The organism is Rhodosalinus sp. 5P4 (genome assembly GCF_041365695.1).
Classification (GTDB): domain Bacteria; phylum Pseudomonadota; class Alphaproteobacteria; order Rhodobacterales; family Rhodobacteraceae; genus Rhodosalinus.
The window spans coordinates 163,514-179,147 of sequence record NZ_JBGFSJ010000002.1; the positions used below are offsets into that span (position 1 = coordinate 163,514).

15 protein-coding genes are annotated in these 15,634 nt (G+C 71.7%); 2 read left to right on the top strand and 13 right to left on the bottom strand.

Features of this window, described 5'->3' with window-relative positions; translation table 11 throughout:
• Nucleotides 1–90: 90 nt before the first annotated feature.
• From AB6A69_RS03705 to asnB, 5 genes are all read right to left on the bottom strand, one after another.
• Nucleotides 91–1,080 (bottom strand): adenosine deaminase, encoded by a 990-nt coding sequence (locus AB6A69_RS03705; protein WP_371059749.1) that lies wholly within the window; start codon nucleotides 1,078–1,080, stop codon nucleotides 91–93.
• Nucleotides 1,077–2,288, bottom strand: a complete 1,212-nt coding sequence (locus AB6A69_RS03710; protein WP_371059750.1) for a phosphopentomutase — start codon at nucleotides 2,286–2,288, stop codon at nucleotides 1,077–1,079. The genes AB6A69_RS03705 and AB6A69_RS03710 overlap by 4 nt, the downstream gene beginning before the upstream one ends.
• A complete protein-coding gene (locus tag AB6A69_RS03715; RefSeq protein ID WP_371059751.1) occupies nucleotides 2,285–3,592 on the bottom strand; it encodes a thymidine phosphorylase in 1,308 nt (435 codons plus the stop codon). The genes AB6A69_RS03710 and AB6A69_RS03715 overlap by 4 nt, the downstream gene beginning before the upstream one ends.
• The gene (locus tag AB6A69_RS03720; protein WP_371059752.1) at nucleotides 3,593–3,985 is read right to left on the bottom strand and encodes a cytidine deaminase; all 393 of its coding nucleotides are present in this window, start codon (nucleotides 3,983–3,985) and stop codon (nucleotides 3,593–3,595) included.
• A gap of 66 nt (nucleotides 3,986–4,051) precedes the next feature.
• Nucleotides 4,052–5,569 carry an asparagine synthase (glutamine-hydrolyzing) gene (asnB, locus tag AB6A69_RS03725; protein ID WP_371059753.1) on the bottom strand — a complete coding sequence of 506 codons (1,518 nt, stop codon included), beginning with the start codon at nucleotides 5,567–5,569 and terminating at the stop codon, nucleotides 4,052–4,054.
• Between the two features lie 212 nt (nucleotides 5,570–5,781).
• Here asnB and AB6A69_RS03730 point away from each other — a divergent pair, with 212 nt between their 5' ends.
• Nucleotides 5,782–8,061, top strand: coding sequence for an NADP-dependent malic enzyme (locus AB6A69_RS03730; RefSeq protein WP_371059754.1), 2,280 nt, complete (start codon nucleotides 5,782–5,784; stop codon nucleotides 8,059–8,061).
• A gap of 36 nt (nucleotides 8,062–8,097) precedes the next feature.
• On the opposite strand, the gene AB6A69_RS03735 is transcribed toward AB6A69_RS03730, so the two are convergent.
• Genes AB6A69_RS03735 through ruvC form a run of 4 tightly spaced genes read right to left on the bottom strand, consistent with a single transcriptional unit; the run spans nucleotide 8,098 to nucleotide 11,022 of the window.
• Nucleotides 8,098–8,724: a hypothetical protein gene (locus tag AB6A69_RS03735; protein ID WP_371059755.1), complete on the bottom strand. Its 627-nt coding sequence runs from the start codon at nucleotides 8,722–8,724 to the stop codon at nucleotides 8,098–8,100.
• A 38-nt stretch (nucleotides 8,725–8,762) separates the two neighbouring features.
• The gene (gene ruvB, locus AB6A69_RS03740; protein WP_371059756.1) at nucleotides 8,763–9,791 is read right to left on the bottom strand and encodes a Holliday junction branch migration DNA helicase RuvB; all 1,029 of its coding nucleotides are present in this window, start codon (nucleotides 9,789–9,791) and stop codon (nucleotides 8,763–8,765) included.
• Between the two features lie 59 nt (nucleotides 9,792–9,850).
• Nucleotides 9,851–10,525, bottom strand: a complete 675-nt coding sequence (gene ruvA / locus AB6A69_RS03745) for a Holliday junction branch migration protein RuvA (RefSeq protein ID WP_371059757.1) — start codon at nucleotides 10,523–10,525, stop codon at nucleotides 9,851–9,853.
• On the bottom strand, nucleotides 10,522–11,022 hold the full coding sequence (ruvC, locus tag AB6A69_RS03750; RefSeq protein ID WP_371059759.1) for a crossover junction endodeoxyribonuclease RuvC: 501 nt from the start codon (nucleotides 11,020–11,022) through the stop codon (nucleotides 10,522–10,524). The genes ruvA and ruvC overlap by 4 nt, the downstream gene beginning before the upstream one ends.
• Nucleotides 11,023–11,344: 322 nt before the next feature.
• Here ruvC and AB6A69_RS03755 point away from each other — a divergent pair, with 322 nt between their 5' ends.
• Nucleotides 11,345–11,557, top strand: coding sequence for a DUF1127 domain-containing protein (locus tag AB6A69_RS03755; protein WP_371037074.1), 213 nt, complete (start codon nucleotides 11,345–11,347; stop codon nucleotides 11,555–11,557).
• Between the two features lie 85 nt (nucleotides 11,558–11,642).
• Here the strand turns inward: AB6A69_RS03755 and AB6A69_RS03760 are convergent, their stop codons facing one another.
• The 4 genes from AB6A69_RS03760 to AB6A69_RS03775 form a co-directional block, all read right to left on the bottom strand.
• Complete coding sequence (locus AB6A69_RS03760) at nucleotides 11,643–11,981, bottom strand: hypothetical protein (protein WP_371059761.1); 339 nt, start codon at nucleotides 11,979–11,981, stop codon at nucleotides 11,643–11,645.
• A 102-nt stretch (nucleotides 11,982–12,083) separates the two neighbouring features.
• Complete coding sequence (locus AB6A69_RS03765) at nucleotides 12,084–12,959, bottom strand: 50S ribosomal protein L11 methyltransferase (RefSeq protein WP_371059762.1); 876 nt, start codon at nucleotides 12,957–12,959, stop codon at nucleotides 12,084–12,086.
• On the bottom strand, nucleotides 12,959–14,356 hold the full coding sequence (locus tag AB6A69_RS03770; protein ID WP_371059763.1) for an MATE family efflux transporter: 1,398 nt from the start codon (nucleotides 14,354–14,356) through the stop codon (nucleotides 12,959–12,961). The genes AB6A69_RS03765 and AB6A69_RS03770 overlap by 1 nt, the downstream gene beginning before the upstream one ends.
• A 4-nt stretch (nucleotides 14,357–14,360) precedes the next feature.
• Nucleotides 14,361–15,611, bottom strand: a complete 1,251-nt coding sequence (locus AB6A69_RS03775) for an MFS transporter (RefSeq protein ID WP_371056228.1) — start codon at nucleotides 15,609–15,611, stop codon at nucleotides 14,361–14,363.
• Between the last annotated feature and the right edge of the window lie 23 nt (nucleotides 15,612–15,634).

The window sequence follows — 15,634 nt, forward strand, 5'->3', positions numbered from 1 at the left end:
CTCCCGCGCGCGGCGGAAACCGCCGATGCGCGGCGCCCGAACGGCCGTCCCGCCCGCTTGCCCCGCGTCGGGGCCGGACATGACGGCCGTTCAGACCGCGCCGCCGATCCGCTTCATAAGCCGCGCGCGGGTCTCCGCGTCGCAGAACGCGGCGCCGAGGGCCGTGCGGTTCAGCTCGGCGAAATCCTCCTCCTCCCAGCCGAAGGCCGCGTGCAGCGCGGCGTATTCCGCGGTCAGGGCGGTGCGGAAGAAGGGCGGGTCGTCGGTGGAGACGGTCACCGGCACCCCCGCCGCGCGAAGCGCCGCGATGGGATGGTCCGCGACGGATGCGTAGAGCCCCAGCGCCACGTTGGAGCCGGGGCAGACCTCGAGCGTGATCTGCCCCTCCGCGAGGCGCGCCACGAGGTCGGGGTCTTCGACGGCGCGGACGCCGTGGCCGATCCGGGCCACCCGCAAATCGTCGAGTGCCTGGCGCACCGAATGGGCGCCCGCCCATTCCCCGGCATGGGTTGTAAGGCCGAGCCCGGCCTCGCGCGCCATGTCGAAGCCGTAGGCGAAATCGCCCTGCCGCCCCCGCCGTTCGTCGCCGCCCATGCCGAAGCCGGTGACGAAATCGCCCGCCGTCTCGGCGGCGCAAAGCGCGGCGCGCTTCGCCGTGTCGGGGCCGAAATGGCGGATGCAGGTGACGACGCCGCGCATCTCGATGCCGTGGCGCGCCCGGGCGGTCACGGCCGCCTCGCGGATCGCGGCGAGATACTCGCGCCACGCGGCCACGTCGCCGCCGCCGCAGAAATCGGGGCTGAGGAACGCCTCGGTGTAGATCACGCCCTCGGCGGCGCTCGCCTCCAGCACGGCGAGAGTCAGACGGTGATAGTCCTCGGGCGTCGTCAGCACGCTGGTCGCGGCCTCGTAGACCTCGAGGAAGCGGGCGAAATCCGCGAAGGCATAACCGCCGTCCGGCCCGAAGGCCCGCGAGATGTCGGCGCGTTTCTCTGCCGCGACCCGGCGGATGAACTCCGGCGGCGCCGCGCCCTCGAGGTGAAGGTGCAGCTCCACCTTCGGAAGTGCCGCGAGGCTCACAGGAAGCTCCGCCCGGGGCCGCGGGCGGTCAGGCCCAGATGGGCCGCCACGCTGGCGGCCACGTCCGCGAAGGCCACGAGCCCAGCGCTGCCCGTGCCCGCCCCCGCGCAGAGCACCGGCACGCGTTCGCGCGTGTGGTCGGTGCCGGCCCAGGTGGGATCGTTGCCGTGATCGGCGGTCAGGATCAGGAGATCCCCGGGGCCCAGCCGCGGCAGGAGCCGCCCGAGACGCGCGTCGAACCACTCGAGCGCTCGGGCGTAGCCCGAGACGTCGCGGCGATGGCCCCAGAGGCTGTCGAACTCCACGAAATTCGCGAAGGTCAGGCTGCCTTCGGGCGCCTTGGCGATGCAGTCGGCGAGATGATCCATGAGCTCGGCGTCGGTGCCTTTGCGCAGCTCGTCGATGCCCGCCATCGAGAAGATGTCGCCGATCTTGCCGATGGCGATGACGCGCCCGCCGGCCTCCTGCACCCATTCGGTGAGCACCGGCTCGGGCGGCGCGACGGCATAGTCGCGCCGGTTGGCGGTGCGGGCGAAGCCGCCCTCGGGATCGCCGAGGAAGGGTCGCGCGATGACGCGGCCCACGCGCATGGCATGGAGCCTCGGCGCCAGCGCCTCGCAAAGCGCCAAGAGCCGGTCGAGGCCGAACGCCTCCTCGTGGGCGGCGATCTGGAACACGCTGTCGGCCGAGGTGTAGCAGATCGGCCAGCCGGTTTTCAGATGCGCCTCGCCGAGCTCGGCCACGATCTCGGTGCCCGAGGCGTGGCGGTTGCCGAGGATGCCCTCCGTTCCGGCCAGCCGGCACACCTCGGCGACGAGCTCTTCCGGGAAGGCGGGCTCGGTATCGGGGAAATAGGTCCAGTCGCAGGGCACGGGCAGGCCGGCGAGCTCCCAGTGGCCCGAGGGCGTGTCCTTCCCACGCGACGTCTCCGTCGCCGCGCCGCAGAGCCCGGAAGGCTCCGCGCCGAGCCCCGGCGCCTCGGCCCCGCTCGCAAGCCGCACCGCCGCGCCGAGGCCGAGCGCGTCCAGGTGCGGCAGCGAGAGCGGCCCGCTGCGCCCCTCCTCGGCCGCGCCGCGGGCGCAGGCCTGCGCGACATGGGCCACCGTGTTGGCGCCGGTGTCGGGCACGTCGCCGTTGAAATACTCCGCCGCGTCCGGCGCGCCGCCGATGCCGACGCTGTCCATCACCACGAGGAAGGCGCGCGTCACGGCGCGAGCCTCTCGTGGACGAGCGGCGGCGGCTCGGGCGCCTCGGGGGCGAGCGTGACGGCCGCGCGCACGGCGCGCGCCGCCGCCTCCGCCTGGCTCTCGCGGGCGGCATGGACGCGGGCGAGGGGCTGGCCCTTCGCCACGCGCTGGCCGAGGCGGACCACATCCGAAAGACCCACCGCCGTGTCCACCCGGTCGCCTTCCACCTTCCGGCCGCCGCCGAGATCGACCACGGCGAGGCCGAGCGCCTCGCCGTCGATCGCGGCGACATGGCCCGCCTCGCGGGCCGCCACCTCGCGGATCACCGGAGCCTCGGGCAGGAAGCGCGGCCACTCCTCCACGAAGGCTACCGGGCCGCCCTGATGGGCCACCATCCGGCCGAAGCGTTCGGCCGCCGCGCCCGACGAGATGGCCTCCGCGATGCGCGCCGCGCCTTCCGCAGCGTCCGTGGCGAGCCCTGCGCCGGCCAGAAGCTCGCCGCCGAGCGCGGCGGACAGGGCGCCGAGCGCGCCCGCCTCCTGCCCGGTCAGGGCGCGCATCACCTCGGCCATCTCGAGCGCGTTGCCGAGGGCGGGGGCGACCGGCTGGCTCATGTCGGTGACGAGCGCGGTGGCGGGGCAGCCCGCCGCCGTCGCCGTGGTGACGAGGGCGCGGGCGAGCGCGCGGGCGTCCTCGCGGGTCTTCATGAAGGCGCCGGAGCCGAGCTTCACGTCCAGCACGAGGCCATCGAGCCCCTCGGCGAGCTTCTTCGACAGGATCGAGGCGGTGATGAGATCGAGGCTTTCCACCGTGCCGGTCACGTCGCGCACGGCGTAGAGCCGGCGATCGGCCGGGGCGACCCGCGCCGAGGCCGCGACGATGGCAGCACCCGCCCGCGCCACGGTCTCCCGCAGGCGCTGGGCGTCGAGATCGACCCGGAGCCCCGGGATCGCCTCCAGCTTGTCGAGCGTGCCACCGGTGTGGCCGAGCCCGCGCCCCGAGATCATCGGCACGTAGGCGCCGCAGGCCGCCAGAGCGGGCGCGAGGACGAGGCTCACGCAGTCGCCCACGCCGCCGGTCGAGTGCTTGTCGAGCACCGGGCCGTCGAGATCCCAGCGCAGCACCTCGCCGCTGTCGCGCATGGCGAGCGTGAGCGCCGTGCGCGCGCTTTCGGGCAGCGCCACGCGGCAGATGCCCATGGCGAAGGCGCCGGCCTGCGCGTCGCTCATCCGCCCGTCGGCGAGCGCCTCCGCCGCCCAGGCGAGCGCATCGCCCGTGGGCGCCTCGCCGCGGCGAAGCGCGGAGAGAAGCGCGCGCGCCTCCATTCAGCCGCGGTCCATGTGGTCCGCGCCGAAGGCGCCGGGCAGAAGCGCGCCCACCGTGGTCGTTGTCTCGACGCCCGAGGTCGTGGCCAGTGTCACCCTGACGTCGGGCGCGGCGAATTCGGCGAGCTTCTGCCGGCAGCCGCCGCAGGGCGTGACGGGTTCGGGGCTGTCGGCCACGACATAGGCCTCGGCGATCACGGTCTCTCCCGCCGCCACCATGGCCGCGATCGCGCCGGCCTCGGCGCAGGTGCCCTCTGGGTAGGCGACGTTTTCGACGTTGCAGCCGCCGAAGAGGCCTCCCCCCGCGCCGCGCAGGGCGGCGCCCACCTTGAAGCCGGAATAGGGCGCGTAGGCGTTCTCGCGCGCCGTCATTGCCGCATCGCGCAGGGTCATCGCATCGCCTCCGTCAGGGTGCCGGGCCCAAGTTGTGCGGGCGTCGCGGGTGGGATGCAAGGGGGCTCAGCCGGCGGTCACGCGCTCCGCGCTCTCCCATGTGCCCGCCTGCGCGAGGATGCGCTCGGGCGTCTCGTAGGCCTCGCGCAGCAGCCGCTCGTAGAGTGCCCCCTCGGCCGCCCGGTCGAGCGGCGCGGAGGATCCGGTGACGATCCGGAGCGCCTCGTCGAGAGCGGCGACAAGGCCCGATCCCTCGTCGAACTGCGCCTTCTTCCGCCAGACGAGGCTTTCGGGCAGCAGGTCGGCCACCGCCTTGCGCAGGATCCACTTCTCCGTCGTCTCGCCGGTGGACTCGCGCGCCGCCGGATCCGTCCGGCGCATCTTGAGCGTCGCCGGGATCGACTGGGCGAAATCGATCAGGTCGCGGTCGAGGAAGGGCGTGCGCGCCTCCAAGCTTTCGGCCATGGTCACGCGGTCCACCCGCTGAAGGTTGATGTTGTGCATCGCGTTGAGCGAGCGTGTGAGCTCGTCGGCCAGCTCACGCGGGTGATCGACATAGGCGTGGTGGTAGGTGTAGCCCGCGAAAAGCTCGTCGGCGCCTTCGCCGGTCAGCACCGCCTTGACGTGCCGCCGGGCGAGGCGCGCGGCGAAATGGGTGGGCACCGCGGAGCGCACCAGATCCACGTCGGCCGATTCCAGGTGATAGATGACATGGGGCAGAACCCGCGCGACGTCTTCCGGCGTGAAGCTATCCTCGTAGTGGTCCGCGCCGATATGCCGTGCCACCTCGCGCGCGGCGCGCAGATCGGCGCTACCCTCGGTGCCCACGGCGAAGGTCTTGAGCGGGCGTGGCGAGAGCCGCGCGGCGAGCGCGGCGATGATCGAGCTGTCGAGCCCGCCCGAGAGAAAGCTGCCCACCTCCACATCGGCGAGCATCCACTTGGCCACGGCCTCCTCGAGCACCAGGCGCAGCTCGCCCGCCACCGCCTCGATGTCGAGGCCCGGCTCCTCCTCCGCCGCGCCGTGGGGCGTGCGATACCACTGCCGGAGCCCGTCGCGGCTGTCGTAGAGCATGCCCGGCCCGATCGACTCCACCGCGTCCACCGCCACGCCGTCGAAGGCCTTGAGCTCGGAGGCGAAGGCCAGCCCCTCGCCGATCCGCGCCATGTAGAGCGGCTTGATGCCCAGCGGATCCCGCGCCGCGATGATCCGGGTTTTCGTCGCCAGGACGAAGGCGAACATCCCGTCGAGGCGCGAGACCCAGCGCAGCTCGCCCGCGCGGAAGAGGTGCAGGATCGACTCGCTGTCGCTTTCGGTCTCGAAGGCGCTTTCGCCCAGGATCGCGCGCAGGTCGGCGTGATTGTAGATCTCGCCGTTGGCGACCAGAAGATCGCCCGCGTCATAGATCGGCTGGCGGCCGTCCTCGGGGCCGATGATCGAAAGCCGGCAATGCGCCATCACCACCGGCGCGCCGCGGCCCCGCACGACCTCGACCGCGTCGGGCCCGCGATGGGCGATCTTCGTCACCATTTTCTGGGCGAGCGCCTCGTCGCCGATGTTCCAGAGCGCCACGAACCCGCACATGTCGTCCTCCTTCCGCCGTGTCTCCGCCCCTATCGGACCGCACCCCCCCAAGGGGGCGGCATCGGCAGGGGCGGCCATCGGCGCGCCGGGACAGCCTACCGCGTCGGAGCGGCGGCACAAGGGCGCCGCGCGCGGCCCGGCGTGGCAGCGGGCGGCTTTTCAGGCGGCTGGCGGTGGTTTAACGCTGAACCAAAGGCCGGAGGAGAGGCGAGATGACCGACACCACCCGCGAGACGCTGCGCGAGGCGGCGCTGCACTACCACGCCGAGCCGAAACCCGGGAAGCTGGAAATCCGGGCGACCAAGCCGCTCGCCAACGGCCGCGATCTCGCCCGCGCCTACTCCCCCGGCGTGGCCGAGGCCTGCCTCGAGATCGTGAAGGACGAAACGGCGGCATCGCGCTACACCGCCCGCGCAAACCTGGTGGCGGTCGTCTCGAACGGCACGGCGGTCCTGGGCCTCGGCGACATCGGGGCGCTGGCCTCGAAGCCGGTGATGGAAGGCAAGGCGGTTCTCTTCAAGACCTTCGCCGGGATCGACTGCTTCGACATCGAGGTGAACGAGTCCGACCCCGAGAAGCTGGCCGAGATCATCTGCGCGCTCGAGCCGACCTTCGGCGCCGTCAACCTGGAGGACATCAAGTCGCCCGACTGCTTCATCGTCGAGCAGATCTGCCGCGCGCGGATGAACATCCCGGTCTTCCACGACGACCAGCACGGCACCGCGATCGTGGTGGGCGCGGCGGCGACCAACGCGCTGCGCGTGGCGGGCAAGTCCTTCGAGGACATCAAGCTTGTCTCGACGGGGGGCGGGGCGGCAGGGATCGCCTGCCTCAACATGCTGCTGAAGCTCGGGTTGAAGCGCGAGAACGTTTGGCTTGTCGATCTGCACGGCCTCGTCCACGAGGGGCGCGAGGTGGACATGACACCCCAGAAGGCCGCCTTTGCCCAGCCCGGCGGGCCGGCCACGCTCGACGACGTGATCGAGGGGGCCGACATCTTCCTCGGCCTCTCGGGCCCCGACGTGCTGAAGCCGCATCACGTCGCACGGATGAGCGACCCGCCGATCGTCTTCGCGCTGGCCAACCCGATGCCCGAGATCCTGCCCGACGCGGTGCGCGAGGTCGCGCCGGACGCCATCATCGCCACCGGGCGGAGCGACTTTCCCAACCAGGTCAACAACGTGCTCTGCTTTCCGTTCATCTTCCGCGGCGCGCTCGACGTCGGCGCGACGGAGATCAACGACGCCATGCAGATCGCCTGCATCGAGGGGATCGCGGAACTCGCCCGCCAGACGACCTCGGCGGAGGCGGCGGCGGCCTACCAGGGCGAGAAGCTGACCTTCGGGCGCGACTACCTCATCCCGAAACCGTTCGATCCGCGGCTGTCCGGCGTGGTCTCGACCGCCGTGGCGAAGGCGGCGATGGAGACGGGCGTGGCGGTCCGCCCGCTCGAGGATCTCGATGCCTACCGCCGGCGGCTCGACGCGTCGGTCTATCGCTCCGCGCTCCTCATGCGGCCGGTCTTCGAGGCGGCGGCCACGGCGCGGCGGCGCATCGTCTTCGCCGAGGGCGAGGACGAGCGCGTCCTGCGCACCGCGCAGGCGATCCTGGAGGAAACGACGGAGACGCCGATCCTGATCGGCCGGCCCGAGGTGATCGACAGGCGCTGCGAGCGCATGGGGCTGGAAATCCGGCCCGACCGCGATTTCGAGATCGTCAATCCCGAGAACGACCCCCGCTACCGCGACTACTGGGAGACCTACCACGGGATCATGTGCCGCAGCGGCGTGACCCCGGATCTCGCCCGGGCCATCATGCGCACGAACACCACCGCGATCGGCGCCGTGATGGTCCACCGGGAGGAGGCCGACAGCCTGATATGCGGCACCTTTGGGGAATACCGCTGGCATCTGAACTACGTCTCGCAGGTTCTGGGACGGGGCGGGCTGCGCCCGCACGGCGCGCTGTCGCTCATGATCCTCGAGGACGGGCCGCTTTTCATCTCGGACACCCATGTCCACGCCGAGCCGACCCCGGCGCAGATCGCCGAGACCGCGATCGGCGCCGCGCGGCATGTCCGCCGCTTCGGGATAGAGCCCAACATCGCGCTTTGCGCCCAGTCGCAGTTCGGCTCGATGACCGACGGCAGCGGCGCGCGGCTGCGCGAGGCGATGGTACTCCTCGACGCCGAGGCTCCGGATTTCTCCTATGAGGGCGAGATGAACATCGACGCCGCGCTCGACCCGGAGTTGCGGGCCCGCGTTTTTCCCGGGAACCGGATGAAGGGCGCGGCCAACGTTCTGGTCTTCGCCCATGCGGACGCGGCCTCGGGCGTGCGCAACATCCTCAAGATGCGCGCCAAGGGGCTCGAGGTGGGGCCGATCCTCATGGGCATGGGCAACCGCGCGCATATCGTCACCCCCTCGATCACGGCCCGCGGGCTTCTGAACATGGCGGCCATCGCGGGCACGCCGGTGGCCCATTACGGCTGAGGCGGTGACGGTCCGCGATCGGCCGCGGCGGGCCGGTCAGGCCGGCCGCGACAGCCGTGCGTGCAGCCGCAGCGCATGGGACGGGACCGTCGCCGCGACCGGCATGACGGGATCATAGGCCGCGCGGATCACGCCCGCGATCTCGGGGCGCAGGATCATCGTCCCGTCGGCGGCGCGGGCAAGCGGGGCGGTGTCGGTGAAGGCCGTGTCGGACCAAAGCAGGATGGTCTGCGCCATCTGCGCCAGCGCGAGCGTCTGCGCGGGCACCTCCGAGAGTTCCGCGTCGATGCGCAGAAAGACGAAGGCCGCCTTGATGCCGCCCTCCGCATCGAAGCGGAAGAGGCGGTACTGATTGGCGCCCGTGCGCGCGAGGCGCTCGACCAGCGGGCCGAGATCCGGCACCAGCCGGTCGAGCCCCGGCACCTCGGGCAACTCCTGCCAGTCGCGGAAGAAGAACACCATCAGGTTCACGCCGAGTTCCGGGTCCGTCTCGGCCATGGGGTGGCCCGCGAGCGCGGTGATCGCCTCGGCCGCGCCCTTCACGGTTTCGAGCGTCGGCGCGTCCACGCCGAACACCACCGGCGCGATGGGGCGGCCCCAGCGCGCGCAGAGATACTGGCCATCCGACCGCGTGAAGAGGGCTTCGATATCCTTGGCGTCCATGCGCGTGACCTAGACCCTCCGGCCGGCGGCGGAAACCCTCACGCCTCGAAGAGTCCCGGCTGGCCGGGATCGCGGGGCGCGGGAAGGCCGAGATGCGCCCAGCCCTTGCCGGCCAGCATCCGCCCGCGCGGCGTGCGCTGGATCAGGCCCTGCTGCAGCAGGTAGGGCTCGATCACCTCCTCGATGGCGTCGCGGCTTTCGCTGAGCGCCGCGGCGATGGTCTCGATCCCGACCGGGCCGCCCGCGTAGTTCTCGGCGATGAGCCGGAGATAGCGTCGGTCCGCCCCGTCGAGGCCGAGCCCGTCCACCCCGAGCCGGGTCAGCGCCCCGTCTGCGAGCGTGCGCGTCACGTGGCCGTCGCCCTCCACCACCGCGAAATCGACGACCCGCCGCAGAAGCCGCCCGGCGATGCGCGGCGTGCCGCGGGCGCGGCGCGCGATCTCTTCCGCGCCGTCGGGGTCGATGGCCACGCCGAGTTTCACCGCGTTGCGCGACACGATCTCGCACAGTTCCGCCACCTCGTAGAACTGAAGCCGGGTGGGGATGCCGAAGCGGTCGCGCAGCGGCGTCGTCAGAAGCCCCAGCCGCGTGGTCGCGCCGACGAGCGTGAAGGGCTGAAGCTCGATCCGCACGGTGCGCGCGGCCGGACCTTCGCCGATGACGAGGTCGAGCTCGAAATCCTCCATCGCCGGGTAGAGGACTTCCTCGACCACGGGGTTCAGCCGGTGGATCTCGTCGATGAAGAGAACGTCGCGCGCCTCGAGGTTCGTGAGGATCGCGGCGAGGTCGCCCGCCTTGGCGAGCACCGGCCCCGAGGTCATGCGGAAGCTCACGCCAAGCTCGCGCGCCATGATCTGCGCGAGCGTCGTCTTGCCGAGGCCGGGCGGGCCGTGGAACAGGGTGTGGTCCATCGCCTCGCCGCGCGTGCGCGCGGATTGCAGGAAGATGTGCAGGTTGGCGCGCGCCTCGGCCTGGCCCACGAACTCGTCGAGCGAGAGCGGCCGCAGCGCGCGGTCCGCGTCCTCGGGACGCCGGTCGGGCCGCAGCGTTGGATCGGGGCCCGTCATGCGCGCGCACCGGCGCGAGGGTCAGGCGGGGCGAGGGGTTGGCGGCCACCCTGCATCGCTCAGCCTCCCGGCGCGAGGCGCCGAAGCGCGGCGCGGATGAGGGCGGCGGTGTCGGCCTCCGGCGCCTCGCCGGCGGCCTGCGCCACGGCCTGGGCGGCCTCTCCGGGCGTGTAGCCCAGGTTGGCCAGCGCCGAGAGCGCCTCTGCCTGCGCGCCGGCGGCCTGCGCCGCGGCCGCCGGGGTGGGGGCGGGCGGCGCGTCGGCGAACTCCGGTGCCGGCTCCGGCTCCGTGACCTGCGCCGGCGCCGCCATGCCCGCGCCGAGCGCCATCACGGCGGGCGCCTTGTCCTTGAGCTCGTTCACCACGCGCTGGGCGGTCTTGGGGCCGATGCCCTTCGCCGCCTTGATCGCTGTCCAGTCGCCGAGCGCCACGGCGCGGCTGACCCCGTCCGCGCCGAGCGCGCCGAGGATCGCGAGCGACGCCTTGGCGCCCACGCCCTGGACGCTCATCAGCAGGCGGTGCCACTCCTTCTCGGCCAGCGTCAGGAAGCCGTAGAGCTGCAGCAGGTCCTCTCGCACGAGGAGGTCGGTCCAGAGCGCCGCCGCCTCGCCCGGGCCGGGCAGGGCGGCCATGGTGCGTTCCGAGCACTGGACGACATAGCCCACACCGCGCACGTCGATCAGCACGTGGTCCTCCGCGCGGTACTCGATCCGTCCGGCCAGCCGCCCGATCATGCGCCGATCCCCGCCGCGGCGCGCAGGCGGCGCCCGCGCGCGTGATGCGCGTGGCAGATGGCGACGGCGAGCGCGTCGGCCGCGTCCGGCCCGGCGAGATCCACGCCGGGCAGCTGCAGGCGTACCATGTGGGCGATCTGCTCCTTCTGGGCGTGGCCCACCCCCACGACGGTCTTCTTCACCTGGTTGGGCGCGTATTCGCCGATCTCGAGCCCGGCGCGGGCGGCCACCAGAAGCGCGACGCCCCGCGCCTGGCCAAGCTTCAGCGTGCCGGCGCCATCCTTGTTCACGAAGGTCTGTTCCACCGCGGCCTCCTCGGGGACGAAGCGGGCGATCACGTCGGAGAGCTGGTCGTGAAGCTTGAGCAGACGTGCGGCGAGCGTTCCATCGCCCGAGCGGCAGATGCCGTTTCCGAGATGGGAGAGTCGGCTGCCCGAGACCTCGATCACGCCCCAGCCGAGGTTCCGCAAGCCCGGATCGATCCCCAGAACCCGCATTTTCACCTGCTCTTGTTGCGCTCCGGTCTCAGTAGCACGAAACGCGAACATGAGCCAAGCGCAAAGGCGTGGCGCGCGCCCTTGCCGGGGGTGCGCCGCAAATAGCCGGAAATGGTCCGATCACGACATCTGCAGGCTTGGGAGCGACGCCGGACCCGGCAAATTCCTGCCGATTTATCAGCGGTTTGCGCCCTTCCCGACCTATGCGGAAATCGCATGGGACCCATGCCGTCACCATGGCTTGCGGGGCCCTGCCGCGCGGCATAATTCGCGTCGTGGAGGCAGGGCCTCCGAACGCACGCATGTAGAAGGAAACACAGGTATGGCTGCATTCGACACCAACCGCCCGCGCATCGGAACGGCTGGAAATGCCGGCCGTATCGCCCCCGGGTTCGCTTCCCTGCTCGGCTCGCTCGCAGCATGGAACGACACGCGCATGACCCGCAAGGCGCTGTCGCGCCTCAGTGATCGCGAACTGGACGATATCGGCCTCAGCCGCGCCGACATCGACACGGTTAGCGCCCGTCGCTACTGAGCGACCTGCCGCACCGTCGTCGCAGGCACGACGATAAAGCCGCGTCACCTTCCGGGTGGCGCGGCTTTTTCATGCCCGGGCGCGATCAGAAGATGCGCGACCAGCCGTTCTCGGAAATCCAGACGGTCACCGGGTCGGCTTGCATCAGCCAGGCGCCGGCCTGCTCGACCACGGTGCCGGACTTCAGCGCCTCGATGCGGGTGTCGTAGGTCTCCGCCCCCAGATGGGTCAGCACGAGTCCCTTGAACGCAAGCAGCCCCATGGCGAGCAGGAAGAGCCCGCGCAAGGGCAAACGCGGCGCACGCCGGCGCGCGCGATAGGTGATCAGGCCGTTGTCGTCCACGACGGCGACGCGGCCGTTGGACATGCGGCGATGCTTGCGCTCTATTCGACGCAACCTGCGGTCGAACTCTAGAAAGGCCATGGCAGCCTCCGGGTTTTGCCCCCACCGGAGTGCCAGATTTCTAGGACAAAAATGTGGCGGAAATAAGGAAGATCGATTCAACTCGTTGTATCGTGGGGCCAATTATGGCGCGCGGCGAAGACAAAGCGTCGTCCAGTCCCCGATCTTTTCCAGGGACAGGGCTTCGAAGCCCGCACGCGCGTAGACCGCGACGATCTCGTCGGCCTGTTCGTTGAGAAGCCCGGAGAGAATCACGTGCCCGCCGACCGCCGTCCTCGCGGCCATGTCGGGGGCCAGCGCGAGGAGGGGGCCCTTCAGGATGTTGGCGAGAACGAGGTCGAAGGGCGCGGCGGCGTCGAGGGCGGGATGCTCGAACCCTGCGGCCTCCACCAGCCGCACCCGGTCCGACAGGTCGTTCGCGGCGAGATTGGCGGCGGCCACGTCGATCGCGACCGGGTCGATGTCGGAGGCGATCACCGACGCGCCGCCCCAGAGCCGCGCCGCCGCCATGGCGAGAACCGCCGTTCCGCAGCCGATATCGGCCACCGCGGAGGGCGCGACGCCGTCCCGCGCCAGCGCGTCGAGCGCGGCGAGGCAGCCTTGCGTCGTGCCGTGGTGGCCCGTCCCGAACGCCATGGACGCCTCGATCAGCAGCGCCTCGGCGCCTTCGGGCACGGTGTCCGCGTCATGCGCGCCGTGCACGAAGAAGCGCCCGGCCCGCACCGGCGAAAGCTCGCGCCGGACCTTCGCGACCCAGTCGGTCTCGGGAAGTTCCGACACCGCGAAGGGCCTCGCGCCATGAGCCGCGGCCAGGAGCGCCAGCGCCACGTCGTCGGGCGCGGCGTCGAAGTATCCGCCCACCTCCCAAAGCCCCGACCCGTCCTCGATCGCGAAGACGCCGACGCCGCTGGCGGCGGGCTCCAGCGTCTCGAGCGCGTCGCCGAGCGCCTCGGCGGCCTCTCGCCCCGGCAGGGTCGTCAGAGCGGTGAAGGTGGGCATCAGCGCCTCCTGTAGCGGTTGGGATCGCGGTAGGCCCGCCGGATCGCGGGGTCAAGCGCCGGACGCGGCGCCGCGTCGAGGCCGCGCAGGAACATCCATCCCCAGAACCCCGCCGCGGCGCCCGCCAGAACGCCGACGAGCGCCTGGGCGTAGATCACCCCCGCCGCGCCCAGAACGGCTCCGAGCCCCGCCGCGGCGGGGTAGGTGAGCACCCCGTCGCGCACCCAGTTGACCAGCGTGGCCCGGCCGGGGCGCCCGAGGCTGTTGAAGGCGGCGTTTGCGACGAAGAGCGCGCCCGAGACCGCGAAGGCGCCCGCGCCGAGATGGGTGAAGGCGCGCAGCACCCGCGCACCCTCCGCATCGAGCCCGAAGCCGCGCGCGACGGGATCGCTCGCCGCGGCGAGCACCGCCCAGGCGACGAGTGCGTAGCCTGCCGCGAAAATCAGCGCGTCGCGATAGGCGCTGCGCAGGCGCGGGTAGAGCCCCGCCCCGTAATTCTGCCCGAAGATGCCCCCGATCGCGCCGGCGAGCGAGAAGAGCCCGCCGAACGCCACCACCGTGAGCCGCGAGATCACCGCCCAGGCGGCGACGGCGCTGTCCCCGAAACCCGCGATGACCGCGGTGATGACGTAGTTGCCGAAGGGCGTGGACATCTGCGTCGCGATGGCCGGCAGCGCGATGGCGAAATAGGGCCGCCACGTCTCGCGCAGGGCCTGGAGGCGCGGCCGCGCCATGAGGTCGTGGGAGCGGATCGCGAAGAGAAGGCCCATGCCGCAGAGCACGGCGCGGGTGATCACCACCGAGGCCGCCGCCCCGTCGAGGCCGAGGCCCATCCGGTAGATCAGCACCGGGTCGATCACGAGCGCCACCGAGCCCGAGATCAGCGTGACGTACATCGCCCGCGCGCCGTCGCCCTCCGCGCGCAGCGCGGCGGTCGCCACCATGCCGGCGGCCATGAAGGCCAGCGACGGCACCGAGAGGGCGAGGTAGCGCGCAGCGAGCCGCGCCGCCTCGCCCTCGGCGCCGGCGAGGGCCACGAGGTCGTGGCGGAACCCCACCACCAGGGCGGCCACCCCTGCCTGCGTCGCCACCGCGAGGATGGCCGCGGCGCTCGCCTGCTCGCGCGCGGCGGCGCGCTCGCCCGTGCCGATGCTGCGCGAGACGAGCGCGGTGGCCGCGATCATCAGGCCCACACCGGAGGAGACCGAGAAGAACTGGATCGCGAAGGCGAAGCCGATGGCCGCCATCAGCACCGGCTCGCCCAGCCGCGAGATCCAGAACAGGTTGGCCGCGTCCACGAGGAAGACGAAGGTGATGCCGGTCGCCCCGGTGAGCGTCATGCGCACCACGTGGCCCATTGTCGGCCCGTCGAGGAACCGCCCCTGCGCCGCGGTCACGGCGTCACTCCGCCGGGGTGGGCAGCGGCCGCGCCAGCACCGTCTCGTTCCCCGGCTCGGGATGGCGTGGAATGAGCGTGGCCAGCAGGAACGAGATCCCGGCCATGCCCGCGGCCAGGCCGAAAACCGTGCCGGGCGAGATCAGCCACAGATAGCCGAGCGCCGCGGGCAGGAAGACCGCCGCGATATGGTTGATGGTGAAGGCGACCGCCGCCGTGGGCGCGATATCCCCCGGGTCGCCGATCTTCTGGAAATAGGTCTTGAGCGCCAGCGCCATGGCGAAGAGCACGTGATCGATCACGTAGAGCACCGCGGCGAGCGCGACGCCCCAGCCGAACCAGTAGATCCCGCCATAGGCGAGGAAGACGCAGGCGAGCCCCGCGTATTCCACCATCAGCGCGCGCCGCTCGCCCCAGCGCGCGACCGCCTGGCCGATGAGCGGCGCGGCGGCGATGTTCACCACGAGCGTCACAAGGAAAAGGCCGGCCACGTGGTGCACCTCGAATCCGAAACGCTCCACCATCATGAAGCCCGCGAAGACCACGAAGATCTGCCGCCGCGCGCCGGACATGAACTGCAGCGCGTAGTAGAGCCAGTAGCGCCGGCGCAGGACCATCCGCTTCACCTGCGGGTCGGGCGCCTCGAATTGCGGGTAGAGAAACAGCGCGAGCGTGGCGAGCGCCAGCGTCGTGCCGCCGGCGGCGAGGTAGACCGCGTTGTAGCTCAGATCGAAGGCGCGCCATGTCAGCACGAGCGCGCCGTAGGCGACGAGCGTCGCGCCCGAGCCCGCGGCGACCAGCCAGCCCAGCATCTGCGGCGCGCGGTCCCTGGGCAGCCATTGCAGTTGCAGCGACTGGTTCACCGTCTCGTAGTAGTGGAACCCGATCGAGGAGAGCATCGTGACCACGAGAAGCCCGCCGAGACTGGGGAACCACGCGGTGATCGCCGTCGCCGCGCCGAGGAGCATGAGCGAGACCAGCGCCAGCACCTGCTCGCGGATGAACATGATGAGCGCGATGACCCCGATGGCGAAAAAGCCCGGGATCTCGCGCACCGTGTGCAGCCAGCCGATGTCCGAGCCGTCGAAGCCCGCCATCTCGACCACGAAGTTGTTCAGAAGCGCAGACCAGGTGGCGAAGGCGATGGGCATCGCCGCAGCCATGAGGAACAAGAGCGCCACCGGCCGCCGCCACGCGGGCAGCTCGCCGGACCCGGCGAGCGGGACGAAGCCCGGGGAGAGGCGGGAAAGACGCATCCTTGGGCTATACGCCGCCTCGT